The 25,407-nt window shown below is 61.9% G+C and carries 25 protein-coding genes, 1 tRNA gene and 4 pseudogenes; 9 read left to right on the forward strand and 21 right to left on the reverse strand.

Features of this window, described 5'->3' with window-relative positions; translation table 11 throughout:
- Positions 1 to 24: 24 nt before the first annotated feature.
- From iscR to ACM26W_RS03890, 3 genes are all read right to left on the reverse strand, one after another.
- Positions 25 to 495, reverse strand: coding sequence for a Fe-S cluster assembly transcriptional regulator IscR (gene iscR, locus ACM26W_RS03880; RefSeq protein WP_416139559.1), 471 nt, complete (start codon positions 493 to 495; stop codon positions 25 to 27).
- A gap of 97 nt (positions 496 to 592) precedes the next feature.
- Entirely contained in the window at positions 593 to 1,462 is an 870-nt protein-coding gene (gene cysE / locus ACM26W_RS03885; RefSeq protein ID WP_416139560.1) for a serine O-acetyltransferase, read from the reverse strand.
- Between the two features lie 146 nt (positions 1,463 to 1,608).
- Complete coding sequence (locus ACM26W_RS03890; RefSeq protein WP_416139561.1) at positions 1,609 to 2,373, reverse strand: RNA methyltransferase; 765 nt, start codon at positions 2,371 to 2,373, stop codon at positions 1,609 to 1,611.
- Between the two features lie 232 nt (positions 2,374 to 2,605).
- Between ACM26W_RS03890 and ACM26W_RS03895 the strand changes: the two genes are divergently transcribed.
- Together ACM26W_RS03895 and hmpA are read left to right on the forward strand one after the other, a co-directional pair.
- Positions 2,606 to 3,400 carry an inositol monophosphatase family protein gene (locus ACM26W_RS03895; protein WP_416139562.1) on the forward strand — a complete coding sequence of 265 codons (795 nt, stop codon included), beginning with the start codon at positions 2,606 to 2,608 and terminating at the stop codon, positions 3,398 to 3,400.
- A gap of 319 nt (positions 3,401 to 3,719) precedes the next feature.
- Positions 3,720 to 4,919 (forward strand): NO-inducible flavohemoprotein, encoded by a 1,200-nt coding sequence (gene hmpA / locus ACM26W_RS03900; RefSeq protein WP_416139563.1) that lies wholly within the window; start codon positions 3,720 to 3,722, stop codon positions 4,917 to 4,919.
- 120 nt (positions 4,920 to 5,039) lie between these two features.
- Here hmpA and secF read toward each other — a convergent pair whose 3' ends face one another.
- The 5 genes from secF to queA all read right to left on the reverse strand — a co-directional run bounded on the left by secF (position 5,040) and on the right by queA (position 10,626).
- Positions 5,040 to 5,966 (reverse strand): protein translocase subunit SecF, encoded by a 927-nt coding sequence (gene secF, locus ACM26W_RS03905; RefSeq protein ID WP_416139564.1) that lies wholly within the window; start codon positions 5,964 to 5,966, stop codon positions 5,040 to 5,042.
- A gap of 9 nt (positions 5,967 to 5,975) precedes the next feature.
- Positions 5,976 to 7,826, reverse strand: a complete 1,851-nt coding sequence (gene secD, locus ACM26W_RS03910) for a protein translocase subunit SecD (protein WP_416139565.1) — start codon at positions 7,824 to 7,826, stop codon at positions 5,976 to 5,978.
- A 150-nt stretch (positions 7,827 to 7,976) separates the two neighbouring features.
- Complete coding sequence (gene yajC, locus ACM26W_RS03915; RefSeq protein ID WP_416139566.1) at positions 7,977 to 8,309, reverse strand: preprotein translocase subunit YajC; 333 nt, start codon at positions 8,307 to 8,309, stop codon at positions 7,977 to 7,979.
- Between the two features lie 114 nt (positions 8,310 to 8,423).
- The gene (tgt, locus tag ACM26W_RS03920; RefSeq protein ID WP_416139567.1) at positions 8,424 to 9,560 is read right to left on the reverse strand and encodes a tRNA guanosine(34) transglycosylase Tgt; all 1,137 of its coding nucleotides are present in this window, start codon (positions 9,558 to 9,560) and stop codon (positions 8,424 to 8,426) included.
- Positions 9,553 to 10,626 (reverse strand): tRNA preQ1(34) S-adenosylmethionine ribosyltransferase-isomerase QueA, encoded by a 1,074-nt coding sequence (queA, locus tag ACM26W_RS03925; RefSeq protein ID WP_416139568.1) that lies wholly within the window; start codon positions 10,624 to 10,626, stop codon positions 9,553 to 9,555. Before queA ends, tgt begins: the two co-directional genes overlap by 8 nt.
- A 116-nt stretch (positions 10,627 to 10,742) precedes the next feature.
- On the opposite strand from queA, the gene ACM26W_RS03930 reads away from it, so the two are divergent.
- Positions 10,743 to 10,829: transfer RNA gene (locus ACM26W_RS03930), tRNA-Leu, on the forward strand.
- Positions 10,830 to 10,881: 52 nt separating this feature from the next.
- Here ACM26W_RS03930 and ACM26W_RS03935 read toward each other — a convergent pair.
- The 6 genes and pseudogenes from ACM26W_RS03935 to ACM26W_RS03960 form a co-directional block, all read right to left on the reverse strand.
- A pseudogene (locus tag ACM26W_RS03935) lies at positions 10,882 to 11,082 on the reverse strand (tyrosine-type recombinase/integrase); the annotation flags it as partial.
- A 91-nt stretch (positions 11,083 to 11,173) separates the two neighbouring features.
- Positions 11,174 to 11,380, reverse strand: a pseudogene (locus ACM26W_RS03940) (tyrosine-type recombinase/integrase); the annotation flags it as partial.
- Positions 11,381 to 11,428: 48 nt separating this feature from the next.
- On the reverse strand, positions 11,429 to 12,961 hold the full coding sequence (locus ACM26W_RS03945; protein WP_416139569.1) for an IS3 family transposase: 1,533 nt from the start codon (positions 12,959 to 12,961) through the stop codon (positions 11,429 to 11,431).
- Positions 12,962 to 13,004: 43 nt separating this feature from the next.
- Positions 13,005 to 13,541, reverse strand: a complete 537-nt coding sequence (locus tag ACM26W_RS03950; protein WP_416139570.1) for a hypothetical protein — start codon at positions 13,539 to 13,541, stop codon at positions 13,005 to 13,007.
- Positions 13,538 to 14,479, reverse strand: coding sequence for a methyltransferase (locus ACM26W_RS03955; RefSeq protein WP_416139571.1), 942 nt, complete (start codon positions 14,477 to 14,479; stop codon positions 13,538 to 13,540). The genes ACM26W_RS03950 and ACM26W_RS03955 overlap by 4 nt, the downstream gene beginning before the upstream one ends.
- A gap of 6 nt (positions 14,480 to 14,485) precedes the next feature.
- Positions 14,486 to 15,970 (reverse strand): iron-containing redox enzyme family protein, encoded by a 1,485-nt coding sequence (locus tag ACM26W_RS03960; protein WP_416139572.1) that lies wholly within the window; start codon positions 15,968 to 15,970, stop codon positions 14,486 to 14,488.
- Positions 15,971 to 16,503: 533 nt separating this feature from the next.
- Between ACM26W_RS03960 and ACM26W_RS03965 the strand changes: the two genes are divergently transcribed.
- The 4 genes from ACM26W_RS03965 to ACM26W_RS03980 all read left to right on the forward strand — a co-directional run bounded on the left by ACM26W_RS03965 (position 16,504) and on the right by ACM26W_RS03980 (position 18,246).
- Positions 16,504 to 16,959: a hemerythrin domain-containing protein gene (locus ACM26W_RS03965; protein ID WP_416139573.1), complete on the forward strand. Its 456-nt coding sequence runs from the start codon at positions 16,504 to 16,506 to the stop codon at positions 16,957 to 16,959.
- 124 nt (positions 16,960 to 17,083) lie between these two features.
- Positions 17,084 to 17,233: an NAD-dependent epimerase/dehydratase family protein gene (locus ACM26W_RS03970; protein ID WP_416139574.1), complete on the forward strand. Its 150-nt coding sequence runs from the start codon at positions 17,084 to 17,086 to the stop codon at positions 17,231 to 17,233.
- A 55-nt stretch (positions 17,234 to 17,288) separates the two neighbouring features.
- The gene (locus ACM26W_RS03975; protein WP_416139575.1) at positions 17,289 to 17,801 is read left to right on the forward strand and encodes an ion channel; all 513 of its coding nucleotides are present in this window, start codon (positions 17,289 to 17,291) and stop codon (positions 17,799 to 17,801) included.
- Between the two features lie 7 nt (positions 17,802 to 17,808).
- Complete coding sequence (locus tag ACM26W_RS03980) at positions 17,809 to 18,246, forward strand: hypothetical protein (RefSeq protein ID WP_416139576.1); 438 nt, start codon at positions 17,809 to 17,811, stop codon at positions 18,244 to 18,246.
- A gap of 158 nt (positions 18,247 to 18,404) precedes the next feature.
- Here the strand turns inward: ACM26W_RS03980 and ACM26W_RS03985 are convergent, their stop codons facing one another.
- From ACM26W_RS03985 to ACM26W_RS03995, 3 genes are all read right to left on the reverse strand, one after another.
- On the reverse strand, positions 18,405 to 19,100 hold the full coding sequence (locus ACM26W_RS03985) for a glycosyltransferase family 2 protein (protein WP_416139577.1): 696 nt from the start codon (positions 19,098 to 19,100) through the stop codon (positions 18,405 to 18,407).
- Complete coding sequence (locus ACM26W_RS03990; RefSeq protein WP_416139578.1) at positions 19,088 to 19,681, reverse strand: DedA family protein; 594 nt, start codon at positions 19,679 to 19,681, stop codon at positions 19,088 to 19,090. The genes ACM26W_RS03985 and ACM26W_RS03990 overlap by 13 nt, the downstream gene beginning before the upstream one ends.
- A gap of 238 nt (positions 19,682 to 19,919) precedes the next feature.
- Positions 19,920 to 20,300, reverse strand: coding sequence for an NAD(P)/FAD-dependent oxidoreductase (locus ACM26W_RS03995; protein ID WP_416140807.1), 381 nt, complete (start codon positions 20,298 to 20,300; stop codon positions 19,920 to 19,922).
- A 79-nt stretch (positions 20,301 to 20,379) separates the two neighbouring features.
- Here ACM26W_RS03995 and ACM26W_RS04000 point away from each other — a divergent pair.
- Both ACM26W_RS04000 and ACM26W_RS04005 read left to right on the forward strand, forming a co-directional pair.
- Positions 20,380 to 20,649 (forward strand): annotated as a pseudogene (locus ACM26W_RS04000) (phosphatase PAP2 family protein); the annotation flags it as partial.
- Positions 20,650 to 21,423: 774 nt separating this feature from the next.
- Positions 21,424 to 22,215 (forward strand): annotated as a pseudogene (locus ACM26W_RS04005) (IS256 family transposase); the annotation flags it as partial.
- Positions 22,216 to 22,306: 91 nt separating this feature from the next.
- Here the strand turns inward: ACM26W_RS04005 and ACM26W_RS04010 are convergent.
- Genes ACM26W_RS04010 through ACM26W_RS04025 form a run of 4 tightly spaced genes read right to left on the reverse strand, consistent with a single transcriptional unit; the run spans position 22,307 to position 25,011 of the window.
- Positions 22,307 to 22,828: a tyrosine-type recombinase/integrase gene (locus tag ACM26W_RS04010; protein ID WP_416140808.1), complete on the reverse strand. Its 522-nt coding sequence runs from the start codon at positions 22,826 to 22,828 to the stop codon at positions 22,307 to 22,309.
- Positions 22,725 to 23,285 (reverse strand): tyrosine-type recombinase/integrase, encoded by a 561-nt coding sequence (locus ACM26W_RS04015; protein WP_416139579.1) that lies wholly within the window; start codon positions 23,283 to 23,285, stop codon positions 22,725 to 22,727. Before ACM26W_RS04015 ends, ACM26W_RS04010 begins: the two co-directional genes overlap by 104 nt.
- Positions 23,282 to 24,208, reverse strand: coding sequence for a tyrosine-type recombinase/integrase (locus tag ACM26W_RS04020; protein WP_416139580.1), 927 nt, complete (start codon positions 24,206 to 24,208; stop codon positions 23,282 to 23,284). Before ACM26W_RS04020 ends, ACM26W_RS04015 begins: the two co-directional genes overlap by 4 nt.
- Positions 24,205 to 25,011 carry a tyrosine-type recombinase/integrase gene (locus tag ACM26W_RS04025; RefSeq protein ID WP_416139581.1) on the reverse strand — a complete coding sequence of 269 codons (807 nt, stop codon included), beginning with the start codon at positions 25,009 to 25,011 and terminating at the stop codon, positions 24,205 to 24,207. Before ACM26W_RS04025 ends, ACM26W_RS04020 begins: the two co-directional genes overlap by 4 nt.
- Between the last annotated feature and the right edge of the window lie 396 nt (positions 25,012 to 25,407).

Genomic DNA, 25,407 nt, shown 5'->3' on the forward strand with positions numbered 1-25,407 from the left:
GTCGTGGGGCTCGGTTGGGCGCCATCAGGGCGCCGAGGCAAAAACGTCGTTGCCGTCCAGGCGGTCGCGCTGGCGGTTGGCGATCTGCTGGACCTGCTGGCGGGCAGCGAGCTGGCCCAGGGTGATGCCTTCCAGGAAGCCGTGAATCTGCTCGGAGAGCTCGCACCACAGGTGGTGAGTCAGGCAGGTGTCACCCTGCTGACAGTCGGAGAGGCCGCCGCAGCGCGTGGCATCCACCGACTCGTCCACCGCGTCGATCACCCGGGCCACCGAAATGGTGTCCGGCGCCTGGGCTAGCAGGTAGCCACCGCCGGGGCCGCGCACGCTGGCCACGAGCTCGGCGCGGCGCAACCGTGCAAACAGCTGCTCCAGATAGGAGAGCGAGATCTCCTGGCGCTTCGAGATATCGGCCAGGCAGATCGGCCCCGACTGGGCATGCATGGCCAGATCGAGCATGGCGGTGACGGCGTAGCGTCCCTTGGTGGTCAGGCGCATGGCGGCCTCGGCGCCGAACGGGTCGGCGATCGGTGAACGGGCGTTCCGCTTCGAAGCGCGGTCAGGCAAGTATTATGGTAAAGACCTAGCGCGATGGTCAACCATTAGTCCCGCGGCCGCCATCACCCTTTTCGGCGGAAGGCTCGGACCTTGTCGCCGGTGACTTCTCCGGCATGGCGCAGGGGTCGGCATCGTCGAGGATGTCGGCGAAGTCCTCGTCGCGCAGCTCCGGTAGCCGGCCGTCGCGGTAGCTGGCGTCGACCTTGCGCAGCGTCTGGCACATGCGCTCGATGCGCTCGTCCACGGCGTGCATATGGTCGAGCATCGCCTGGATGGAGCGCGCCACCGGATCGGGCATGTCCTCGCTGATGCCGTAGGCGTCGAAGCCGAACTTCTCGCGCATGGCCTCGCGGCGCTCGGGGTCCACCTCCAGCACCTCGGCGGCGTCAGGCTCGGTGCGCTTGACGATCTTGCCGGGGATGCCCACCACGGTGGCGCCGGCGGGTACCTCCTTGGTGACCACCGCGTTGGAGCCGATCTTGGCGCCGGCGCCCACAGTGAAGGGACCGAGGATCTTGGCGCCGGCGCCGACGATCACGCCGTCCTCCAGGGTGGGGTGGCGCTTGCCCTTGTTCCAGCTGGTGCCGCCCAGGGTCACGCCCTGGTAGAGAGTCACGTCGTCACCCACCATGGCGGTCTCGCCGATCACCACGCCCATGCCGTGATCGATGAAGAAGCGCCGCCCAATGGTGGCGCCGGGGTGGATCTCCACGCCGGTCAGCCAGCGCGAGAAGGTGGAGAGCGAGCGCGCCAGCCACTTGAGGTTCATGCGCCACAGCCGGTGACTCAGCCGATGGATCAGCAGGGCATGCAGCCCCGGGTAGTTGGTCAACACTTCCAGGAAGTTGCGGGCCGCGGGATCGCGGTCGAAAACGCTGTTGATGTCCTCGCGCAGGCGTTGAAACATTCAGCGGTCCTTGGCTGGGGTGGGGGAGGGAGAGCGGAGGCTTAGGCCGTCGGTCACCGGGATAGCCTTCATTATTGGGGGCATGGGGGGCCACCTTCAAGGCGCGGCGGCGCCGTTACCCGGTCAGGGCATTGCCCGCGTCCCGGTTATCCCTCGCGATGCTGGCCCTTGTCACTGTCGCGCTTGGACACGAGCTTATCGGTATCGGTGAGGATGCCGCGGAGGATATTGAGCTCCATGCGCTCCGGGCGCGCCCTGAGGGTGAAACGACGCAGGCGGGCCATCAGCTGGCGCGGCATGGCGGGGTCGTGGAAGCCGATGGCGACCAGGGTGCGCTCCAGGTGGGCGAAGTAGTGCTCCAGCTCCGCGTGGGTGGCCAGGGCCTGGCAGGGCTCCTCGAGGGGTGCCTCCTGCCCGGCCAGCCAGGCCAGCCGACACTCATAGGCCAGCACCTGCACGGCGGCTGCCAGGTTCAACGAACTGAAGTCCGGATTGGTGGGGATATGCACGTGGGCATGGCAGCGCTGCAGTTCGGCGTTGGTCAGGCCGCTGTCTTCGCGGCCGCACACCAGCGCCACCCGCGCCTCCCGGTCGGTCAGTTCTGCAGGCAGGCGTGCTCCCAGTTCGCGGGGCGTGATCATCGGCCAGGGCAGGGTACGCGAGCGAGCGCTGGCGCCCACGACCAGGGTGCAGTCGGCCACCGCCTGCTCCAGGGTCTCCACGGTCCGGGCGCCGTTGACCAGATGATCGGCCCCGGAGGCCCGCGACACGCTGTCGGCGGTGACTGCCGTGCAGCGTGGCGCCACCAGGGTCAGGTCGTTGAGCCCCATGTTGTGCATGGCGCGGGCGGTGCCGCCGATATTGCCGGGATGGCTGGTACCGATAAGGACGATGCGGATGCGGTCGAGCATGGGGCGCTTTCCTGGGGCGAAATAAATCGAGGCGAATCGAGAAAGGATCAAGAGGGGCCGATGAATCCGGGCGGAAGAGTCTAGCATGTCGAGGCGTGCCTGCCCCGGATCCGCGTCGAGCCGGCGTGGCGCAATCGCGCGGTGTCTGCTAGGATTCGCGCCGACCGTTTCAATGAACCGTTTCAGCGAACACCCCCGTTCTTTAACACCACCGACTCCTCAAGGCCCGATCATGCATCCGATGGTCCAATATGCGCTGCGCGCCGCGCGCAGCGCCGGCGAACAGTTCCTGCGCATTCGCGAGCGTATCGAGAATGCCCACGAAGAGAGCAACCTCGACCGCCTGCTCGATGATGCCGCCCGCAACGCCGAGACGCTGATCGTCCGTCAGCTCTCTCGTGGCTACCCCCATCACGGCGTCGTCGGGCGCTTCACCCCCCATCGCGGCGGCGAGGGTGAAGGCGCCGACACCCTGTGGAAGATCGAACCCTTCCACGGCTACTCTAACCTCGGCGTGGCCGCGTCAGGCTTTGCCCTGTCGGTGGTCTGCCTGGTCAAGGGGCGTCCGGAGCATGCGGTGGTGATCTGCCCCTTCAGCGACGACGAGTACCTGGCCAGCCGTGGCCGCGGTGCTCAGCATAACGGCAAGCGCATCCGCGTGCCCAAGACCCTGGCGGTGGGCGGTGCGCGCATCGCCATGGGACTGCCCGAGACCTGGCTGCGTAATCGTCACCTGCCGGCCTACCTGACGCTGGTGCAGCAGCTCGGCCCGGTCATCGAGGTGCAGCGCGCCTCGGGTAGCGGCCTGCTGGACCTGGCGGAGCTGGCCGCTGGCCGCGCCGATGCTGCCTTCGTGCTGGGCCTCGAGGAGCAGGACATGCACGTCGGCAGCTTGCTGTTGAAGGAGACCGGAGCCCTGATGGGCACCCCGGACGGCCAGCCCAAGGTCGAGGTGGAAGGCCAGTTGATGGCTGCGGGCCCAAGGCTCTACAAGGCTCTGGTGCAGCAACTCAAGCCGCACTTCTGAGCCACCAGCGGCAAGATTCCAGTTGCCAGTAACGATAACCCCCGCAGGGAATCCCTGCGGGGGTTTTTTCATTCTGCTTCGGTGAAGAGGCTGATTGCTTGCCGCTTGCCGCTGTCAGGGCGGCGCCTTCTTGGACCGAAACCAGGTCCTCGCGGTCAAGATGCAGGGCTGAGGCCCTCGCCGCTGTGCAGTGGGGCAAGAGGCTCCGACTCTGCGTGACCGGGCCAGCGAGCAGTAAGGGAGGCGCCTCCCGCTTTATCAGGCTATAACAAGTATTCTAGATACCACTTAAGGCCCGTACGTCATACCGGAGGTTTGCATGCTGTCCCAGCCCACTATAGATACGGTCAAGAGCACTGCCCCGCTACTCGCAGATGAAGGGGAGCGGATCACCCGTCTGTTCTACGACAAGCTCTTCGATCATCACCCCGAGCTCAAGCACATCTTCAACATGGCCAACCAGGCGAAGGGCGAGCAGGCGCGTGCCCTGGCCGATTCGGTCTTCGCCTATGCCACTCACATCGACCAGCTGGAGGCCTTGGGACCGGCTGTCAAGCGCATCGCCCACAAGCATGCCAGCCTGCAGGTGGCCCCGGAGCACTACCCCATCGTCGGCAAATATCTGCTGGAGGCGATTCGCGACCACCTCAAGCTGCATGACGACGACCCCGTGCTGACGGCGTGGGCAGAGGCCTACGAGGCCCTGGCGGCGATCTTCATCCAGGCCGAGGAGGGGATCTATCAGGCGAACGAGGCCACGCCCGGTGGCTGGCGTGGCGATCGAGTCTTCATCATCGACAGGGCCGAACGCGAGACCGACGACGTCAAGTCCTTCTACCTGAGGCCGGAAGACAACAAGCCGATCGCCGAATTCCGGCCCGGCCAGTATATCGGGGTCAAGACCCAGCCGCCGTCCTCGGCGTACGACGAGATTCGCCAGTACTCGCTCTCGAGTGCCCCCGGTGAGCCTTACTATCGCATTACCGTCAAGGCTGAGGGCGTCGGCACCTCGGTCCCCGGCCATGTCTCCAACTACCTGCACGATGCCAGCGTCGGCGACAGGGTCTGGCTGCGACCGCCGACCGGCGACTTTGTCGTCGAGAAGCGTTCCGAGAGGCCGGTGTTGATCGGCGGGGGCATCGGGATCACGCCGCTGATCAGCATGCTGCTCAATGCGGTAAAGCAAGCCTGGGATCTGGAGCATCTGGTATTGATCCACTGCTGTCGCGACCGCTCCCACCATGTCATGCACGATGAGCTTCTCGCGCTGAGTGCGCAGAAGGGCTTCCAATATTATGTCGCCTACGAGCAGGGAGAGGGGGCCGACCACATCGGCTATCTGGATACGGCCATTCTCGAGAGGTGGCTGCCCTTCGAGGGTCGCGGCGACGTCTATTTCTGTGGCCCGACGCCCTTCATGTCGGGCCTGAACATTCTGCTCAAGCGGATGGGCTACGGCGACGACCAACTCCATTACGAGATCTTCGGTCCGCGTATCCGCTTCAGCGGGGCCTCCTGACACCAGCGAGGCCCTCTGACAGTTGTCGGGCCTGGAGCAAAGACGCCACCCGGCAAGCCGGGTGGCGTCTTTGCATGAGCGCCGTGCGCTGGCGGCGCAGCTCAGGCAGAGGCGTCGGCCTCAGGGCAGCTCCTCCTCGGCCTCGGCATCCTCCTTCTTGGCCGGGATCAGGTCCTCGCGCTGGAGGTGAACTGCCAGCAGCAGGGCCGCGGCCACGTAGATGGAGGAGAAGGTGCCGACCACCACGCCGATGATCAGGGCAATCGAGAACTGGTGGATCATGTCCCCGCCCAGCAGCAGCAGTGCCATCAGTACCAGCAGAGTGGTACCGGAAGTCGCCAGCGTGCGCGACAGGGTCATGTTGATCGCCTCGTTGAAGATCGCCGGCATGTCGTCGATGCGTGACTTGCGGATCGTCTCGCGGATGCGGTCGTAGACCACGATGGTGTCGTTGAGCGAGTAGCCGATCACCGCCAGCAGCGCCGCCAGCACGGTGAGGTCGAAGTCGAGCTGGAACAGCGAGAAGATGCCGACCACGATGATCACGTCGTGCATCAGCGCCAGCAGGGCGCCGATGGCGAACTTGTACTGGAAGCGAAACGCCACGTAGAGCATCACGATGCCCAAGGCCACCAGCAGGCCCAGGCCGCTCTGATCGCGCAGCTGCTCGCCCACCTGAGCGCCAACGAACTCGGCGCGCACCAGTTCGACGCTTTCACCACCGTCGCGCAGCAGGGCCACCACGCGGTCACCCACCTGTGCATCGAAGGCCTGCTGCAGGCGAATCAGCACCTCGGTGGAGGCGCCGAAGGTCTGCACCGAGACGTCGCGGAACTCGGCGCCCTCCAGGGTCTGACGCACGGCTTCGAGCGAAGGCGCTACAGCGTAGCGTACCTCCACCAGGGTACCGCCGGTGAAGTCCAGCCCCAGGTTGAGCTGCTGGAAGAGCAGCGAGACGATCGACACCAGGATCAGGGCACCCGAGATCGCGAAGGCGATCCGGCGCTTGCCCATGAAGTCGAACTGTCGGTTGATGAGGGTTTTCATTACCACCTCTTATATCCAGAGCTTCTTGACCGGCTTGCCGCCGTAGACGAGGTTCACCATCGCGCGGGTCACCAACAGGGCGGTGAACAGCGAGGTGATGATCCCCAGCGACAGAGTCACCGCGAAGCCCTTGACCGGCCCGGTGCCGATCGAGAACAGGATTACCGCCACCAGCAGGGTGGTGATATTGGCGTCGACGATGGAGGTGAAGGCGCGCTCGTAGCCGGCATGGATCGCCTGCTGAACCGATAGCCCGCCGCGCAGCTCCTCGCGTATGCGTTCGAATATCAAGACGTTGGCGTCCACCGCCATGCCCAGCGTCAACACGATGCCGGCGATGCCAGGCAGGGTGAGGGTGGCGCCGAGCATCGACATGGCCGCCATCAGCAGGGTCAGGTTGAGGGCCAGCGCCACGTTGGCGATCACCCCGAACACCTTGTAGCGGATCAGCATGAACAGCACCACCAGCAGCAGGCCGATCTGCACCGACATGACGCCGCGCTTGATGTTCTCGGCGCCCAGGCTCGGGCCGATGGTGCGCTCCTGGACGAAGTAGATCGGCGCGGCCAATGAGCCCGAACGCAGTAACAGGGCGAGCTCGGCGGCCTCGGTGGGTGAGTCGAGTCCGGTGATGCGGAAGCTGTTGCCCAGCGCGCTCTGGATGGTAGCCAGGCTGATCAGGCCGCGCTCGGTGTAGGGCTCGCGGACGATGACTTCCTCGCCGTCGACCACTTCCACGCTGTCACGGGTCTTGTGCTCGATGAACAGCACCGCCATGTTGCGGCCGATGTTGGTGCGGGTGGCACGGTTCATCAGGGTGCCACCGGTGCCGTCCAGGTTGATGTTGACCTGGGGACGCCCGCTCTCGTCGAAGCTGCGGCTGGCGCTGGAGACGCTGTCGCCGGTGATGATGACATCGCGCATCAGGTCGGCGCTTCGCGCCTCATCGTTGCGGAACGAGAAGGCTTCGGTCTCGGCGTCCGGGGTGTCCGGGCGCGCCTCGAGGCGGAATTCCAGGTTGGCGGTGGCCCCCACTACCCGCTTGGCGGCCACGGTGTCCTGGACGCCGGGCAGTTCCACCACGATGCGATCGGGGCCCTGGCGCTGGACCATGGGCTCGGCCACGCCCAGTTCGTCCACCCGGTTGCGCAGGGTGGTGAGGTTCTGGTTGACCGCGTAGTCCTGGATCTCGTTGACCGCCTGGTCGGTCAGGGACATGGCCAGGGCCGCGCCGCGACCGTCACCGATGTCCTGGTAGTCGAAGTCGCGGAATTCGCGGCTGATCAGGCGCCGGGCCGCGTCGCGGTCCTCCTCGCTGGTGAAGGTCAGCGTCAGGGTGCGCTCCTCGATCTCGGTGCCGCGGTAGCGGATGCGCTCGCTGCGCAGCTGCTCGCGCATGGCGCTGGCGTTGACCTCGAGGCGCTGGGTCACCGCGGCGTCCATGTCCACCTCCAGCAGGAAATGGACTCCGCCGCGCAGGTCGAGCCCCAGGGTCATGGGCGAGGCGGAAAGGGCCTGCAGCCAGCCCGGGGTGGACTCGGCGAGATTCAATGCCACCACGAAGTCCTCGTCGAGCATGGCGGCGATGCGGTCGCGTGCCTGGAGCTGCTCGTCGGCGTCGGCGAGGCGGATCAGTACGCTGCTCTCGCTGCTCTCAACGGCCTTGATGGTAATGCCTGCCTCGCGCAGGGAGTCCTGGACGCGTTCGAGCTGGCGCTGATCGAGGGTGGCATCGCCTCGGCCGCTGCTTATCTGTACCGCCGGATCTTCGGGATAGAGGTTGGGCAGCGAGTAGACCAGGCCGACGGCGAGAACGATCAGTATCAGCAGATACTTCCACATTGGGTAACGGTTGAGCATGCGAGCCCTGCCCTCAGGTTGCTGACAACGTTTGCTGACAACGTGCGTTGCGGACGTTAGGAAGATGACGTGCAAACGTCATGATCGCCGCGGGGTTGCCGCAGCGATCGAAAGCGGCCCCACCGAGGGGCAGGGCCGGAAGGTCACGATTCAGATGGCCTTGATGGTGCCCTTGGGCAGCACAGCCGCCACGGCATTCTTCTGCACGCTGATCTGGGTACCCTCGGCGATTTCCATGGTCAGGAACTCGCTGTCGTCGCTCACCTTGGTGATGCGGCCCAGCACGCCACCGCCGATGACGATCTCGTCACCCTTGGAGAGCCCGCCGATCAGCTGCTTGTGCTGCTTGGCCCGCTTGGCCTGAGGGCGCCACAGCAGGAAGTAGAAGATCGCAACGAAGCCGACCAGCATGACGATCTGGGCCATGCCGCTGCCGGCAGCGGCATCCTGGGCGTAGGCCGGGGCGATGAAGAAATCCAGCATGGGTGGGTGTCTCCTGGTTGGTATGAATAGTTGGGATGGGTAAGGTTGACTGACCTGCCAAGGCAGGACAGTGACGACCGGCATCGACCCCTCGGGGATCGCTGCCGGCCGCTATCAATTCGGGGTGGGAGGCACCGGCAGGCCGCGCCGTGCATAGAAGCCTTCCACGAAGTTCGCCAATGTACCCGCTTCGATGGCACCGCGCAAACCGGCCATCAGGCGCTGGTAATGGCGCAGATTGTGGATGGTGTTGAGCATCGAGCCGAGCATCTCGCCGCAACGGTCCAGGTGATGCAGGTAGGCGCGGGAGAAGTGCTGGCAGGTGTAGCAGTCGCACTCCGCCTCCAGCGGCCGGGTGTCGTGGCGGTGCTTGGCGTTACGGATCTTCACCGTGCCCTCGGCGGTGAACAGGTGGCCGTTTCTGGCATTGCGGGTGGGCATCACGCAGTCGAACATGTCGATGCCGCGGCGCACGCCCTCCACCAGATCCTCGGGCTTGCCCACCCCCATCAGGTAGCGTGGCTTGTCCTCGGGCATCCAGGTGGGCAGGTAGTCCAGGGTCCGGATCATCTCCTCCTTGGGCTCGCCCACCGAGAGGCCGCCGATGGCCAGGCCGTCGAAGCCGATCTCCATGAGACCCGCCAGCGAGGCCTCGCGCAGTTCGGGGTACATGCCGCCCTGGACGATGCCGAACAGCGCCGAGGGCGAATCACCATGGGCGTCACGGGAGCGCTGGGCCCAGCGTAGCGAGCGCTCCATGGAGAGCCGCGCCTCCTTCTCGGTGGCCGGGTAGGGGGTGCACTCGTCGAAGATCATCACCACGTCCGAGCCCAGCGAGCGCTGCACCGCCATGGACTCCTCGGGGCCCATAAACACCTTGGCGCCGTCCACCGGGGAGCGGAAGTGCACCCCCTGCTCGGTGATCTTGCGCATGGCCCCCAGGGAGAAGACCTGGAAGCCGCCGGAGTCGGTGAGGATCGGCTTGTGCCACTGGGCGAAGTCGTGCAGATCGCCGTGGGCCTCGATCACCTCCATGCCTGGGCGCAGCCAGAGGTGGAAGGTGTTGCCGAGAATGATCTCGGCGCCGATCTCCTCGACCGACACCGGGGTCATGCCCTTGACGGTGCCGTAGGTGCCGACCGGCATGAAGGCGGGCGTCTCTACCGTGCCGCGCGGGAAGGTGAGGCGGCCGCGGCGGGCCCGGCCGTCGCTGGCCAGGCGCTCGAAGGTCATGAAGCAGTCGTTACGCATGGTCGATCTCAGCGCTCCTTGCGGGTCCAGAACTCTTGCGTGTCAAAAACATCGCATCGCCATAGCTGAAGAAGGCGTAGCGCTCGGCGACTGCCTCGCGATAGGCCGCCAGGGTGGTCTCGAAGCCGGCGAATGAGGCCACCAGCATCAGCAGGGTGGACTCCGGCAGGTGGAAGTTGGTGATCAGGGCGTCCACGCAGCGCCACTCATAGCCCGGATAGATGAAGATGTCGGTCTCGCCGCGGTAGGGGGCGATCTCGCCGTTCTGGCTATTGGCGCAGGCGCTCTCCAGACAGCGCACGCTGGTGGTACCCACGGCGATCACGCGGCGGCCCGCTGCCCGGGCGGCGCGCACCTTGACGCAGGTTTCCTCGTCCACCTCCAGCCACTCGCTGTGCATGACGTGCTCGCGGATGTCATCCACGCGCACCGGCTGGAAGGTGCCGGCGCCCACGTGGAGGGTGACGAAGGCGCGCTCCACGCCCTTGGCGGCAAGCGCCTCGAGCAGCGGTTCGTCGAAATGCAGCCCGGCGGTGGGGGCGGCCACGGCGCCGTCGCGGCGGGCATAGACGGTCTGGTAGCGGTCGCGGTCGGCCAGCTCGTCGTCGCGGTCGATATAGGGCGGCAGCGGCATATGGCCGTGCGCGTCGAGCAGCTCGATCAACGGCGTCTCACCGAGGAAGCGCAGCTCGAACAGGGCCTCGCGACGCCCCTCCACCACGGCATGGATGCCGCCCTCGAAGACCAGCTCGGTGCCGGGCCTGGGCGACTTGCTCGAGCGCAGGTGTGCCAGGCCGCGGTGGGCGTCCAGCGGGCGCTCCAGCAGCATCTCCACTTTGCCGCCGCTGGCCTTTTGGCCGTGCAGCCGCGCCGGGATCACCCGGGTGTCGTTGAACACCAGCAGGTCGCCGGGCTCGAGCAGCGCGAGCAGATTGGGGAAGCGGCGGTGGGACAGCTGACCGGCGGGGCCGTCGACGCAGAGTAGCCGGCAGTCGGTACGCTGCTCGGAGGGGTAGCGGGCGATCAGCTCGTCGGGGAGCTCGAATTGGAAGTCGGCGCGCTGCATGGGCGGTGTCGGGATCCGGTGGTTCTGGGCAAGCCGCCTAGGATACCGACTCGATGGCGCGAAGTCAGGCCCGCGATTGACCTGCCAACGGGCCCACGTATAATGCGTGTCGCGTTGCCGGCGTGGCGGAATTGGTAGACGCAGCGGATTCAAAATCCGCCGGGTGCAAGCCCTTGTCGGTTCGAGTCCGACCGCCGGTACCACCTCAAAAACAGTCGCTTACGGGCGGCTGTTTGCGTTTTCTCCCTCCCTTTTTCAGTGCGTGGTCGCAGTTTGGTCGCAGAAGGCTTCTTTTAAGCTCGGCAGGCGTGAGCCGATGTCATCCAGCCCGGCATCGAACATGTGCGAGTAGCGGCTGGTGACGATCAGGCTGGAGTGCCCTAGCAGGTCGCGCACCGTGGTCATGCTTTCGCCGGCCTGGGCCAGCATGCTGGCATAGCTGTGGCGCAAGTCGTGGAAGCGTAGAGGGCCGGCCTACGGCCTGACGGGCCTGCTCCCACACCGTTCGCAGGCGAGAGTAGGTCGTGGCGAACGGTAGGTCCTCCAGCCATGCACGGGCGTACTCCGGAACTGGCACCACCCGGGCCTTGCCGCTTTTCGTTTGGTTTGGTCGCAGCAGGATGCGACCAGCGTGGACGTTTTGCGGATCCAGGGTCAGTAGCTCGCCCTGGCGCAGCCCGGTGAGCGCTGCCAGGGCGATTACCCGTTTCTCGATAATTGCTTGATCGGGTATGGCCTGCAGTAGCTCACTCACCTGCTCGAGGGGGTGCGGCGGTTTTCTTGGACTGTTTTTGGAGCCTTTTCATGCGGCAAGGCCTAAGCCAGCTCGGTACTCCATGGGGCTTTGACCTCCTAAAGATAGCTTAATCCTTTTTTGGTTATGCCATTGGATATATGCGTCGAGCTCCTCGATAAACTGCTCCAAGGTCACGCCCTGCCAATCCCGAGTGTAGAAAAACTCGGTCTTGAGTCGCCCGAAGAAGCCTTCACAGGCGGCATTGTCCGGCGAGCACCCTTTGCGCGACATGGATCGGACAAGACCGGCGTCTTGGACGCGGGCAAGCCATCCGGGCCAGCGATAGTGACAGCCCCGGTCGCTGTGAATGACCGGCTTCTCACCTTCATCCAGTGTCTCTATGGCGTTGTCGAGCATTGTGTTGACCAGCGCCGCATCCGGGCTCGTGCTGAGCGTCCAGCTCACTGCCAGCCCGTCGAAGCAGTCAATTACCGGGGACAGGTAGACCTTGCCAGCTGGTACCTGGAACTCGGTAATATCCGTCAGCCACTTGAGGTTCGGTGCAGCGGCGCTGAAATCGCGATTGAGGAGGTTCTCTGGAGCCGGTGTGATCTCGCCGCGGTAGGACCTGTATCGCCGGCACCGGGTTTTTTGGACGATGAGTTGTTCTTCCGCCATGAGTCGTCGGACCACCTTCTCCGAGATCACCATGCCGATCCGATTGAGTTCAACGCGAATGCGCCGGTAACCGTAACAGCGGCGATTGGTCTCGAAGAGTTGGGTGATGGTGGCGCGGACGCCTGCATACCTCTCGGGCATCCGTATCCGGGCGCGGTGGTAGAAATAGGAGCTGCGAGCCAGGCTCAGTTCTCTTAAGAGCACATCAAGCCGGTAAAACTCTCTCAGGGCGTCAACCAGCAGGGCCTTCTCCTTGTTAGTCAGGCGCTGCAGGCTGACGCCTAGATCTTTTTTTATCAGTTCGTTCGCCTTTGCCAGGAGGTCATGCTCCAGTTGGAGTCTATGAACCTGCCTTTCCAGCTCTTTGACTTGCCGCTGGAGCGCTTCATGCTCTGGGGGCGAGGCAGCGCCATCACGTCGTGCCATTGGGGGAGAGACCTCATCACCGAGCAGCTGGGCCTTCCACTTGTACAGTACCTGCCTGCTGACGCCCAGGTTCTCGGCAATCACCGAGGCTGCCTCTTTCCGTGAGCACAGCTCAATGACAGCATCACGTTTCGCTTCTGGTGAGAAGGGCGAACCCTTGTAGCTGCCGGCCGACTCCCTCACCAGCCCAGGCTCGACTTCCAAGAGCCACTTTCGCAGTGTGTACGCAGCCGGATAGCCAAGTGTCTTGCGGGTCCTCGCTAAACAGCGGCCATGAGTCAGGTAGTGCTGTACAGCCGCCTGCTTCTGTGGCGCTGAGTATTTAGTCTTGGTGGCGCTACGTTCAGGAAGCCCTCCGGTGCGAATGTAGATCGCATGCCAGCGGCGCAGGTTTTTCGTCGAGGGATACCCAAGCTCACGGACGGTAGCAGCGGCACTCCTGCCGTACTTGATGTAGAGCTTCACGGCTTTGATGCGTTGTTCGTAGGTGTACATGGACTACCTCTGTCGATAGTCCAAGATTCCGTCCGCACCCCCTTTACGGACTTATAGCTCCGGCGTCGACATCGAGTCGCAGCACAGGGATATCGCGTTGGCGCGCTGCCCGCAACAGCACTTGAGCTGCGGGTGCTATGGCGCGGGCGTCTGCAAGTTCTCTCAACTTGGCTTGTCGCGCTTCGAAGTCAAATGGCTGCTGGTTCAGTATCGCCGTGACGAACTCAACCGACAGTTGAAGCGCTTCTTCGACCACCGCTTCATGCTGATAGTCGCATAGCAAGCAATACCGTTCCGGTGCTGTAGGCGCGAGTCTCACCGCGTCGCAGTATGTCGGAAGACTGCCCACCCAGGCCTGCGCCGCGACCGTCAGCCGCGCGAGTAGCCGAGCCCCTTCGGTCGCATCAATGAAGACCGGGGCGGTGCTGCTTGGCATGAGCGTTCGCAACAGGGCTGCAGCGCCGTGTAATTCCTCGACCGCGACCGTGCGGGGGCCTTCGAGGTCAACCACCGCCACAAAGCACGGCTCCATGCGATGGATGTTCGGTCCACGCAGGAACCGGCTATCGTGAATCTTCACGACCTTGCCCTGCGGGCGGTGAGTAAAACCGCTGCGATGCGATCGGCTTCTGCATAGGCCAGCTCGTCCAATTCTTCGCCGAACACATCAGGGTCGAGTTCCTGGTAGTCCCATTCGAGGGAGGAATTGTCGAGAAGCGGCGCGACCGACGCGCGGAACCGGTCCGTGCCGTCGGTGATGGCAGTGCCCGTATACAGCAAAAGCGTGCCGCCGGGGGCCAGCCTCGTTCTCGCCAGGCTCGCAATCGCAAGAGAAAGTCCTTCGCCGAAGCTGCCGCCACCGTGCCGGTAGGTGCGCTCCTGCGCATCGAGCAGGTAAGGAGGATTGGCGACGATCAAATCAAAACCCCCATCAACGCCGTCAAGCAGATCGGAGTGTTGAATCGTCACTCCTGTTGCACCCGCGAGCTGGGCGTTGACGGCGGTGTACTGTAAGGCCATGTCGTTGATGTCAACAGCAAACACGTCGGCTTTTGGCCGTTCGAGTGCAACAATCACGGCACCAGGGCCGGAGCCGCAGCCGATATCGACGGCACGCTGGACGTGCACGTCATCGGCCACGTTACCTGAAAGGTACCGAGCGATTGCGTTCGCGAAGCGGTAAGTGTCGGGTCCGAAGAAAATAGCGTCAGAGGCTGTTGTCGGATAAGCCGAGTGCAGAAAAAGTTGGCCGCGTAGCGTCGACGCACGCACTCGCGAGATCCAACCCTCACCCTGTGTATCTAGCACATCCGCTATGCGCATCGCCGCGAAAAGTTGGGGCGTTATAACACCCTCCCGGAAGGGGCGACTCCAACCGAATACGTCGGTTGCGTTGCGCGCCCACGCATTCTTTAACCGTGAATTGACGCGAGCGTGGGTCGCCGGTGTAACGGTGGTGAAGGAGTACCCGGTCGCTTTGAGCGTCATCGCGAGATGCAGGAGACAATCGTCGCTCATGGAAACTTACCTGCTGAAAAGATCGGCATAGAGCCTCGTTGCCGCTAGTCCCGGGGGCGTCGGGTGGTTTGCTGGCGAGAGCATGCCTGCTAACACGGCGAACGCCTTCGCCTTGGTGTCGACCCCGGCCAACTGCTGAAAAAGAATATCAACGTCTGAGCAGCTGCTGCGTCTCGGCGCCTCGTCGGCGTGGTGAGCGATGATCTGTTCGATCTTAATACCGCTCTGCGGCACTGCGGCCGCCTCTTCGACATGTCCTGCGGTCTGGCGCCTGTGAAAGCGATTTGTGGTTCTTGCGGTCGGCTTCGTTCCTGCATCGTCCAGTATCCAGTCCCGTATAAGCTGCTGCTCGTAGCCGTCGAAGACCCCGAACATGGGCGCCTGCTCATCGGTCAACAGGCGCCAGAAGCGGCTTCGCTCCGGGCTCTCGCCGCGCCGGATCCATCCGGCGGATTGCAGCGTCCTCAACAGATCTGCAATCTCGCCCGGTGAAGAAAGCCAGTCGCTCACCGACCGGCCCGCGATGAGGCAATAGTCCGAATGCAGTTTTGCTCCGATCAAGGCCTTGTCGGCGAAAACCCGCAACAGTTCTTGCTCGAGATCGAAGGACGCGATTGCCTGAGGTGTGCCCATGCCGACGAGGTTTAAGCGGTAGCCGTTACCGACGCGACGATGATAGTCCCTGGCATTCCCAATGCGCGGCATGCCATCGAGCACGCTTTGCAAGGCCTTGCGTGCGTGCCCGGATGAGGCATTGTCGATCGTCACGTGCAGAGCGAAGTAGTACGGGTCAATGTCGAGTTCGTTAAGTTCGTAGGCGGTGATGAGCAAGTGCAGCGGCAACTGCTCGTAGCCGAGATTGAAACCGATCAGTTCCGGCAAAAATTCATGGGCGTGATGCGCAAGAGCGAGCTGAACGGCACCCTGAGTGAAGTGCTCGTCGGGGCCGTCCTGCCAGTTATCGCAACCATACCGGGCGAGCAATTGCTTGTAGAGCAGCACATGGTTTTGCAGCGGATTGCCGCAGCCGAGTTCTTCGAGATAGGTGTGGATAAGCGGCGCGAGCCGCGAATCCTGCCAGTACTGCAGCAAGCCATAGAGCCAAGAGCCGTCCACGAGCTTCGTAGGCGCAACCGCGCGAAGAAAATACATTGCATGCGAGCGGCAGCTGAAGTAGCGACGCGGCGAGCCGGCATGCCGCCCGTCGAGGTAGTGTCGGTAAGCCTGTGCCGTCTGATCGTGGGCGTTGCGCAACACTTCCGGCAATGACCGCATTTCGGGGGGAAAGTCTGCGTCGATCTCAGCTGCCACGCTGAGTTGTTCGCGCAAGAAGGAGCGAGATGTGGAGCGCGCCAATTCGTCGATTTGGCCCGTTATACCGCCGCGTTCCTCTAGCATCGCGAAATAGAGCTCCCTGCTGCTTTCCTGCTGCGGTGCCAAATATAAGGGGGTCGTCGCTGATTGAATTTTAGGTGATACTGAATACATCATCTTTATGTTCTCTGGTCTCTTTCTGCTGGTCGATGCCGTCAGAATCTCTTAATAGAAGGAGTGCTATTAGTCGGCAGCGTAAGTGTTTCCTAAACGCAATCGGCGGGAGACCTGGAGCCAAATTAAGAACGGCTTACACGCATGACTCTATTAGGCGCCGCGGTAACAGCCAAAGTGAGTCATCACCGAAGATATATCCTGCACGGCGTCACAGTCTGAATCCGTTCGGTTTCGCACACACCGACGGCCTATTGTCGACAGGCAGGCGGAGAGTGACTGAAAACGCCAGGAGTGCAGAGCGGCGCGTGTAAAGAAAACGACTTTTAAATTAGCTTAATCTAAATAATTTGTCTATGTTCGTCAGCGCACAGTCAATGCGTGCTTTCAGGTTCATCCTCAGGCAGCAAGACACAGGAAATGCCTAAATAAAGACGTTGCGCTATGCTGCACGGGACGCGGAGCCACTCTTATTAATGTTGGAAGCTGGGTAGGGAATCCCCGAACGCAATAATCAAGTAAAAGGAGGGTACATCATGAATGCCTTGGAATTGCTCAAGCAGGATCATGACAATGTGCGTGATCTATTGACCCAGCTTGTCAATACTACCGAGCAGGCCGCTAAGAAGCGCCCGGAGTTGCTGGCTAAAATCGAAAAAGAACTCCATGTACACACGCAAATCGAAGAAGAAATATTCTATCCGGCATTCTTGAAAGCGGCCAAGAAAAAGGAAGACGAAAGGCTCTACCACGAAGCACTAGGGGAACATCGCGCTGTCGAAGAGCAGGTCATGCCTGACTTGAAGCAGGCTGATCCAGGCAGTACCGAGTTTTCCGGCCAGGCTAAAGTATTGAAGGAACTGGTCGAACACCATGCGACCGAGGAAGAAGACAAAATGTTTCAGCACGCCCGCAAGCTGATATCGGAAGATGAGCTTGAAAAGCTGGGCGAACAAATGGAAGAGCGCAAGGCGCAATTGATGGCAGGGTAGCTTGGCACTTTTCAGCTTTTGAACGTCAATGATCAAGCCGTTCACAAGTCCGGCTTGATCATCTGGGGCCGGCCACCAAACCGCTAGAACCAAGCCAGCTCAGCGATGCAGGGGATGCCGAGAAATGAGGATCCTGGTCACAGGGACAGCGGGGCTGATCGGCCCCGCAGTTTGCGCGCGACTCGCGCAGGAATCCTACACAATCATTGGCGCGGAGCGTGGTACTCAGGCGGTCATGAAGACGGTGCTCCAGGCACTGAAGAAGGCAGGGTGATGCTTCTGTCGCTGGCTGGAGTGGTGCTTGTAATTGTGGTCATGCTCGACATGTTATGGACCACTTTATCACCCGAGGCAGCGGATTGCTCACCAAGCAGGTTACGCATGTTCTGCGAGCGGCGCTGGCCTGTGTGCATACACTGTTTGGCAGGCGCATTTTCCTCGTGGTTACCGGCCCTGCGACCCTTGTCTTATTGGGTGTGGTTTGGGTTGCCGGGTTATGGCTGGGTTGGTTACTGATTTTTAGCGGACTGCCCGAAGCGGTGGTCGATTCCCAAAGTGGAAGACCGGCAAGTGTCTCGGAGTTGATCTATTACGTTGGCTTCACCCTGTCGACACTTGGTGTAGGTGATTTTTTGCCTCAGGGCGCGGCGGCCCGGCTGTTAACGAGTGTGGCCGCGTTCAATGGTCTGGTTCTGGTGACCCTAATCATTACCTATGCGCTCCCTGTGGTGAGCGCTGCCGTTGCCCGCCGTCAATTGGCGTTTTCGATTTCCATGCTGGGGGACACCCCCCCTGGCTATCTTGAAGACCACCTGGAACGGGTCCGACTTTCGCTTTCTTGAAAGCACCTTGGAACGCCTGGAGCCGGCGCTAATTCAGTGCGCGGAGCAACGTTTGGCGTACCCGGTAGTTGACTGCTTCTTCAGTCGAGAGGCGTCGCTCTCTCTCAATCTGCAACTCGCCATTCTGGACGAGGCGCTGACACTCGCCACCCTGGGATTGGAACAAACCGCTGAGCCTGAACGTTTCCTTGTCGACCGAGCCCGTCAGGTGATCGGCTATTACCTGGAAATTTCAGCCCTTCACCTTACCCGTTTGTCACCCAAGGAGCCGGATTTTTCTGTGGCTGCCTTGCAGGAATGGGCCCGGGGCGTGGACGGCCTTAGTGTGCGAAGCCAGGAAGACTTCCAGTCGCTGCTTATGCCATTGGCTGAACGGCGCCAGGCCTTGCACAAGCTGGTACAGCGAGATGCCTGGCATTGGGGTGCGGTGAATGCCGCTAAATAAGGAGATCGACATGTCTGATCTAGCATTCAAACAAGGTAGCCGTCATGAACTAAGACGCCATCGCCGCTTATGACAGGTTCATCAAGCTAAAGTGGACCCCAATATCCGGATTCGATTATGACACCGATGGATTCGGCAGAAGCGCTAGGCACATTCCCTTACGATCCTTTCAGCGAGACTATTTTCAAGCGAGCGCGATTCAGGCTGCTGAGACAGGGTTCCAGCAGGTAGAGACGAAAAGAAATTACCACTATCTCGGCTACCATCTTAACACGCCTCCAGAACCCCAATAGCAGCCCGTATTTTCTCTCTTTGATATGGTGCCGGGTACCGGTGATGAGCTCGAATCCCATGCCTCGCTTGAACTGTTTGGATGCGTGATTGAGTGCAATCTCAATCTTGAAACCTTTCCGGTTTTTAATCGGAATTGAATCCCATAGCCGTCGCGTCACTGCTCTCTCGCCACTTATGATCGGAAAGAAACGCAGTAGCCGGTTAAGCCATATTGTTTCCCGTGCACGCACACCAACATACATTTCAAATTTACCATCGATCACCGGGTTCGCGATGCGGGTCAGCATCTGTTCGGTGTAGCCGGTGACATCGGCATCAAGAAACAGGATGATATTATGTTTGGCTGCGCGTATGCCAGCGTCCATTGCAGCAGCTTTGCCGCTGTTTTTATCGAGCCTGATTACCGTTGCTCCGGCTGCCGCTGCGGCCTCACCAGTACCATCCGATGATCCATCGTCAACAACAATCACCTCATCTACAGACGGGTGATGCAGGCCTGCGTTAGCACAACGCCCAACCGTCGCCGCTTCATTAAATGCAGGGATCACTATGGAAACCATTGTTGTTTCACCTTCATTCCCAACAGAAAATATCCGGCTACGGCAATAATAACGAACACAAGAAATGCAATCTCCATATGTTCCACAATCTCGTTCAGTCGATAGGTGCTGCCAATGACCGCATAGGCAACGAGAACAAGACTGGCTGTAACCGCCAGCACTCCGGCTGTATTCACCAGACTGTAGATGCGAAACGGCATGCCATGAATACCGGCCAGAATTTGGACCAGCGTGCGTGTGCCGTAAACAAACTTGGATAGAAATAGCACCTTTCTGGCTCGTGCATTGAATGCCAGTTCCAGTCCCGTGAGGAACTCGCCGCTGACATGACCTGACTTGCGCTTGAGTGTCGCGCTGGGAAATAGGCGGCCCAGGGCATACCAGAGACAATCAGAAATAAGTGTCGCCGACACCGCCAGAATCACCACTGTAGCCAGGTCAATGCGGCCGGTGACGGCCATGTATATAGCCGGCAGTAACACCACTTCCCCCAATAGCAGCAAGCCGATAAAGAGAGCCAGGTAGGGATAGGAAGACAGCACTGCCGATAGAGTGGGCATGGTGTCTTGAATGATTTGCATGGTGTAGTGCACCCCGGGACAGCAAATTCCTATGATCTTGATTTACATGGTGCATTAAGGGTGGGTGGACAGTCTGTGCGGTATCAAACCCAGGCGGTGATAGCTCTTGTTTTTCGTATACCCCGGCAGCAGGCGCGGATCAGCGCCACTGGCGACGGCGACGAGCTGATTGGCATCCCGACAGATGCGCCGGGCCACGTCCCCGATTTGGCAGATGCTGCGAATTATTTCTCCTTCTTCAACTCTCCGTCACACAACGGTCCGGGTCCGTCTCGTCCAGTACCAGTGCGCGATGGCCGGTGCGGATATAGTCCGCGGCTAGCTTGCCGGCCATGGGACCGCGCCCGAAGCCGGATGAGGACATGCCGCTGACAATGAACAGGTCCGGCCGCAGAGAGATGCGGCCTATGATGGGCGCGCCGTCGATGGAAAAGGCCATCAATCCGGCCCAGGCGCGAGCGATGGGCAAGCTGGCAAGGAGCGAAATCACCTCCGCGGCATGGCTGCGGTTGACCTCGATGCCGGCCGGCTCTGGTGTGGAGATGTAGCCCAGGCTCTCGCGGTCGCCGCCAAAGATAATCTCTCCGTTCCTGCGCTGTCTTCCATACAGATGCCTGATGACACGGCGGCCCGGGCAAAGGCGCGCGTGAACTTGACCGAGTCGGCCTAACCTTGTACCGCATGACTCGCTCGTTTATAGCGCAAGCTTTCCCAGTGGCCACGCGATGATGTCTGCCGTGACCCACCTCACACTTGCCGCTCTGCTTACCCGGGTGCAGCCCGAGCTGAGGCTGAAGGCATACATCCTGGTGCTGGCGACACTGCTCACGCTGTTGGTTGGCATAAGCCGTGTCTATCATGGGGTCCATTGGCCTACGGATGTACATGCCGGCTGGACGGCCGGGGCTGCCTGGGCGGCGCTGTTCTGTATGCAGCGACGGGGTCAGGTGGAATCTGAGAAGAGCTAGAACTGGTCAGATACCGAATAACGTGATCGCCACTCTCTTATCGGCTCTGCCCAGCTTAAGGGGTGGTAGCGTCGGGTGGTACAACGCGCCAGAATGGGCGGATACAGGCGGCGCATCGCGTCCGCAGTGAACTGGTCCAGCAGCGCACCGCCAAGGCCAACCAGATTCGCGGCCTGGTCGGTGAGTACGGCCTCGTGGCGCCTACCGGTATTGGGCCAGTTGCGTGTCGCTTTTCCGTGCTGGCTTGAGGATGCAAAGAACGGGCTGACGGACGATTTCCGGATCTTACTGGCAGGCCTCGCAGACGACCTGAGTTATCTCAACGAGCGCATCGCCGCGATGACCGATCGCATCGAACAGCATGCCCTAACCGACCCAGTAGCCAAAACCCCTGATGACCCTGAGAAGCGTTGGCACGATCACTTCCAGTGCTCTGGCCGGGGCCCTGGGAGATGCCAAGGCCTTCAAGTGCGGGCGCGATCGCTTGCTGGGTATCAGCAGCGCGGTGACAGTTACCTGCGCACGTTACTGGTCCATGGTGCCCGAGCAGTGGTGCGTTACACGGGAACAAAGGATGACAACCTGAGCAACTGGCTCCGACAACTGACAGAGCGGAAGCACGTCAATGTGGCGATTGTTGCGTTGGCCAACAAGACGGCTCGAATTGCCTGGGCGAGCTATGGTGACTTCTGGTGTACGGGAGGAGATAGGAAAGGTGGCGTATCCTGTTGATTGATCACGACCAAGATCTCAATCAACACGAGTGGATACGCTATGAACGTTTCTACTATCTGGGCTCTTTCACAACCAGAACCCCAGGTGGCTGACCCGCTGCACGAACTGCTGCGCCAAGGCGCCCGTGATCTGATCGCCAAGTCCGTCTAGGCTGAGCTAGCTACCTTCCTGGCGCAGTATGCTGATCAACGGCTCGATGATGGGCTCCAAGCCGTGGTCCGCAACGGCTACCTGCCCGAGCGCACGGTCCAGACCGGGTTCGGGGATGTCTGCGTGCAGGTGCCCAAGGTGCGTGACCGCAGCGGCGGTGGCGCCCGCTTCAACAGCAGCCTGCTGCCACCCTACTTGAAGCGGGCTCGCAGCATCGAGGAACTGATCCCTTGGCTCTATCTGAAGGGGATCTCCACCGGCGACTACCAGGAGGCCCTGGCGGCGCTGCTGGGCGACCAGGCCAAGGGACTGTCGGCCAACACGGTGTCACGGCTCAAGAAGCAGTGGGAAGACGAGCATACCGAGTGGCGGCAGCGGGACCTGGCAGATCGGCGCTACGTCTACTGGTGGGCTGACGGAATCTACAGCAATGTGCGCCTGGATGACCGCCTGTGCCTGCTGGTGATTATCGGCGTAACCGAGCAGGGCCGCAAAGAGCTGGTGGCCGTCGAAGACGGCTTCCGCGAGTCGGCGGACAGTTGGAAGATCTTGCTGACAGGCCTGCGAGAGCGTGGCCTGATCCAGGCCCCCAAGCTGGCGGTGGGCGACGGTGCCATGGGGTTCTGGGCGGCCCTGAGCAAGATCTATCCGGAGACCGACCATCAGCGTTGCTGGGTTCATTATGCTGACCTCCGGATTATGCCGATGTTGCGTGGCTCGACCTTGCCTTGGGCGGAGATCGCGCTCGCGAGGTCGGCATAATCATAGCGCCTCAAGGAAGGCAAGCAACGTATCGCGCGGGTGATATCGGCTGAGTGGCGTCTGCGGTATTGGGACTTCGCCAGAGCGCGTTCCGTGATCGCCAGATGGGCATGCAGGTAGATGGACGTGGTCTCGACCTGCTCATGACCAGCCATAATGCGATCACCGACGTGTCGACGCCGGCCTCGAGCAAGCGCATGGCGGCGGTGTGTCGGATCGTATGAGCCGTCACGCGCTTACCGACCAGCGTTGGGGAAGTCCTCGACGCAACGGGGATGTAGACTTTGAGTCGGTGCTCAATCGCATCGCGGCTGAGTGGTGTACCGCGCCGTGTTGGGAATACGGGGCTGTCTGGACCCATCTGCTGCTCCGCGAGCCAGTCCCGCACAAGCTTGACGGTTGCCGGGGTTAATGGGGTGATCCGCTCCTTACGGCCCTTGCCGTGGCAGACTACGTGGGCGCCGGTGCCGAGGTGGAGATCGTTGGCGCACAGCCCGATCAGCTCGGAGATGCGCAGCCCCTGTTTGCACAGCGATGACCAGCATGGCGTGGTCACGTCGCCCGGTCCACGTTGTGCGATCGGGTGCCGCCAACAGCGCGTCGACTTCCGCTGGATCCAGGAAATTGACGAGTGCACGCTCGAAACGCTTGGTCTGGATAGCCAGCACACGGGTGATGCTGTCCGCGTGCTCGGGATTACGCAAGGCCGCGTAGCGAAACAGCGAGTGAACGGCCGCGAGCCGCGCATTGCACGTTCGCGCGGTATTGCCGCGGCCCTGCTCGAGATGATCCAAAAATGCCCCGATGAGCGTGACGTTAACGTCGTTGAAGTCCAGCGAACACGGTGGTTTGCCGGTTTGCTGGCTGGCAAAGCCGAGCAGCAATCGCCAGGTATCCCGATAAGCCGCCACGGTCAGCGGGCTGGCGTTGCGCTCGCGCAGCAGTCGCTGCATGAAAAACGCCTGCAGAGTCGGTGCGAGGGCACTCATGATCGGTCTCCGTCTCCCCTTGTCAGACGCTCGGCGGCTTGACCGAGTAACTCCGGAGAAGCGGACAAGTACCAGTAGGTGCGGGCTGGGTCGACGTGCCCCAGATACGTCGATAGCACGGTGAGCCGCTGCTGTGTATCGCCTCCGGTCTGATACGCCTCGATCAGGGTGCGCACGGCAAAGCTGTGGCGCAGGTCATGAATACGAGGCCGACAAGCGCGGGTACGCGCAACAAGCCCTGCTCGGCGAACCAGCCGCTGGAAGGTCCATTGCACGTTGCAATAGAGCAGTCGCGTGCCCGCTGACGAGATGAAGAGCGCGGGAGCGCGCTCTGGAAGCCGCTGTCGTTCGCGACAGCGGAGATAGCGCTGCAGTGCGGTGAACGTCGTCGCGTGTAGCGGGAGTTCACGTGTCTTGTTGAACTTTGCGTGTCGGATGACAAGAACCCCGTCCCGGGCATCGAAGTCGCTCCGGTCCAGGTGGATCGCCTCGCCGACACGCATGCCGGTCACGGCGAGCAACCCGATCAGGGTTTGATAGGTGGCGACCCGAAGCGACGAGCTCAGCGTTGTCGCGGCCTTGAGCAGTGCCCCGATCTCCTGCTCGGTGTACAGGTAGGGGGTCGCGCGGCACGGCCGCCAGGGTAACGCGCCGGCCGCTGGCACCTCGACCGGGATGTCGACGCTCTGCAGGTAGTGTGCAAAACCGCGAACCACAGTCAGGCGCTGGCTATGCCAGCTGCTTTTAATGTTCGGTGGTTGGCAGGCCCACGCGATTGCGTGCTCAGCCATGATCGTCTCGGCGCGCACGTCATCGAGATAGACGAGGAATTGCCGGAGCAACTTCTCCGATCGCGCCAACTTGTAGCCGAGTGAGCGCCGAAGCTGGAGATAGTCCGCCAACGCCTGATGTAGTGAACTCATGATGCCTCTCCCGGCCAGCGACGGGCCAGGCACCGCAGGCTCTCCCGGTCGAGCTTTGCGTAGATGGCGGTGGTGCTCAGTTGACGGTGTCGGAGTACCTGGCTGATCTCGGGCAGCGAAACGCCGGCGCGCACCATCCGCGTTGCCACGGTGTGGCGCAACTGATGCGCTGTCACGTGGGCCAGACCGGCTCGGCCAGCGGCTCTCGACACCACATCTGTTACGCCGCCGGATGTGAGGGGCTGATGGGGGGCGCGGACACGAACGAAAACTGTACGACCTTGTGCAGTCGGAGGACGGCCACGACGCAGGTGCGCGGCGAGCGCTTCACCAACGTCCTGCGGCAAGGGTAGTCGGTCGATCCGTGCCCCTTTGCCCCGGACAGTTAACTCGCCTGTGCGCCAGTCGACGTCATCAAGACGGAGTCTGCGTGCCTCACCGGCGCGCAACCCCAGACGCACGAGCAGTAGCAAGAGCGCGAAGTCTCGTCGGCCTGTTGTCGTGCGCCGATCACAGGCGGCCAGTAAGCGCGCAACATCGTCGGCGTCCAGTGATTGCGGCAGCCCGGCCAGCTTGGCCCCGGCGACTGGCGGAACCGCCGCGACCAAGGGACTGCGGATCAGGCCTTCGATATGCAAGTAGCGAAGCAGGGAGCGCAACGTCGTCATCTTTAGCTTCGCTGTTCCGATACAAGCGCAGTGCTGACACGCCGAAGGGATAAAAGCGATCACATCCGAGGACGTCAATACGCGCCAGTCGAGTTCGCCGTCGACCACTCTGTGCTGGACGAATGGGCGAACCATATCTACGTATCCCCGAGCAGTGGCGTCGGCCAGGCCCCGTATGTTGAGTAAGTATGCGCGGTAGCAGACGAGCAGATCCTCTGCCGGACCGCGCCACCCTGTTTGAGCTCAACGTCGACAGTTACCGTCGCCGCACCGCGATGGACAACAAGCGCTCACGCGGGCGACCGGCGACACGCGCGACAATCAAGACCAGTCATCTCGTGTCGCCCAGCGACACAGACGCGAATGACGACACCTGTGCACCAAGCAAGGAAGGGTAAAAGCGAGGGGGCCGCGACACCCCGATTCTCATCCTGATTGTCGCTGGCTTCTCATCAAGATTGACGCGCTACAGGCCAACTCGGCAGCGAAGCCCTCGGCATAGGGTGTGAGTGGCCCGGTCATGCGGACCTG

This window comes from Halomonas sp. HK25 (assembly GCF_047795635.1).
Taxonomy (GTDB): domain Bacteria; phylum Pseudomonadota; class Gammaproteobacteria; order Pseudomonadales; family Halomonadaceae; genus Halomonas.

Excerpts from the sequence above, each read along its gene's own strand:
- iscR (WP_416139559.1), bottom strand. The coding sequence starts at position 495 with ATGCGCCTGACCACCAAGGGACGCTACGCCGTCACCGCCATGCTCGAT.
- cysE (WP_416139560.1), bottom strand. The coding sequence starts at position 1,462 with ATGTTTCAACGCCTGCGCGAGGACATCAACAGCGTTTTCGACCGCGAT.
- ACM26W_RS03890 (WP_416139561.1), bottom strand. The coding sequence starts at position 2,373 with ATGCTCGACCGCATCCGCATCGTCCTTATCGGTACCAGCCATCCCGGC.
- ACM26W_RS03895 (WP_416139562.1), top strand. The coding sequence starts at position 2,606 with ATGCATCCGATGGTCCAATATGCGCTGCGCGCCGCGCGCAGCGCCGGC.
- hmpA (WP_416139563.1), top strand. The coding sequence starts at position 3,720 with ATGCTGTCCCAGCCCACTATAGATACGGTCAAGAGCACTGCCCCGCTA.
- secF (WP_416139564.1), bottom strand. The coding sequence starts at position 5,966 with ATGAAAACCCTCATCAACCGACAGTTCGACTTCATGGGCAAGCGCCGG.
- secD (WP_416139565.1), bottom strand. The coding sequence starts at position 7,826 with ATGCTCAACCGTTACCCAATGTGGAAGTATCTGCTGATACTGATCGTT.
- yajC (WP_416139566.1), bottom strand. The coding sequence starts at position 8,309 with ATGCTGGATTTCTTCATCGCCCCGGCCTACGCCCAGGATGCCGCTGCC.
- tgt (WP_416139567.1), bottom strand. The coding sequence starts at position 9,560 with ATGCGTAACGACTGCTTCATGACCTTCGAGCGCCTGGCCAGCGACGGC.
- queA (WP_416139568.1), bottom strand. The coding sequence starts at position 10,626 with ATGCAGCGCGCCGACTTCCAATTCGAGCTCCCCGACGAGCTGATCGCC.
- ACM26W_RS03945 (WP_416139569.1), bottom strand. The coding sequence starts at position 12,961 with ATGTACACCTACGAACAACGCATCAAAGCCGTGAAGCTCTACATCAAG.
- ACM26W_RS03955 (WP_416139571.1), bottom strand. The coding sequence starts at position 14,479 with ATGAGCGACGATTGTCTCCTGCATCTCGCGATGACGCTCAAAGCGACC.
- ACM26W_RS03960 (WP_416139572.1), bottom strand. The coding sequence starts at position 15,970 with ATGATGTATTCAGTATCACCTAAAATTCAATCAGCGACGACCCCCTTA.
- ACM26W_RS03965 (WP_416139573.1), top strand. The coding sequence starts at position 16,504 with ATGAATGCCTTGGAATTGCTCAAGCAGGATCATGACAATGTGCGTGAT.
- ACM26W_RS03970 (WP_416139574.1), top strand. The coding sequence starts at position 17,084 with ATGAGGATCCTGGTCACAGGGACAGCGGGGCTGATCGGCCCCGCAGTT.
- ACM26W_RS03975 (WP_416139575.1), top strand. The coding sequence starts at position 17,289 with ATGGACCACTTTATCACCCGAGGCAGCGGATTGCTCACCAAGCAGGTT.
- ACM26W_RS03985 (WP_416139577.1), bottom strand. The coding sequence starts at position 19,100 with ATGGTTTCCATAGTGATCCCTGCATTTAATGAAGCGGCGACGGTTGGG.
- ACM26W_RS03990 (WP_416139578.1), bottom strand. The coding sequence starts at position 19,681 with ATGCAAATCATTCAAGACACCATGCCCACTCTATCGGCAGTGCTGTCT.
- ACM26W_RS04015 (WP_416139579.1), bottom strand. The coding sequence starts at position 23,285 with ATGAGTGCCCTCGCACCGACTCTGCAGGCGTTTTTCATGCAGCGACTG.
- ACM26W_RS04020 (WP_416139580.1), bottom strand. The coding sequence starts at position 24,208 with ATGAGTTCACTACATCAGGCGTTGGCGGACTATCTCCAGCTTCGGCGC.
- ACM26W_RS04025 (WP_416139581.1), bottom strand. The coding sequence starts at position 25,011 with ATGGTTCGCCCATTCGTCCAGCACAGAGTGGTCGACGGCGAACTCGAC.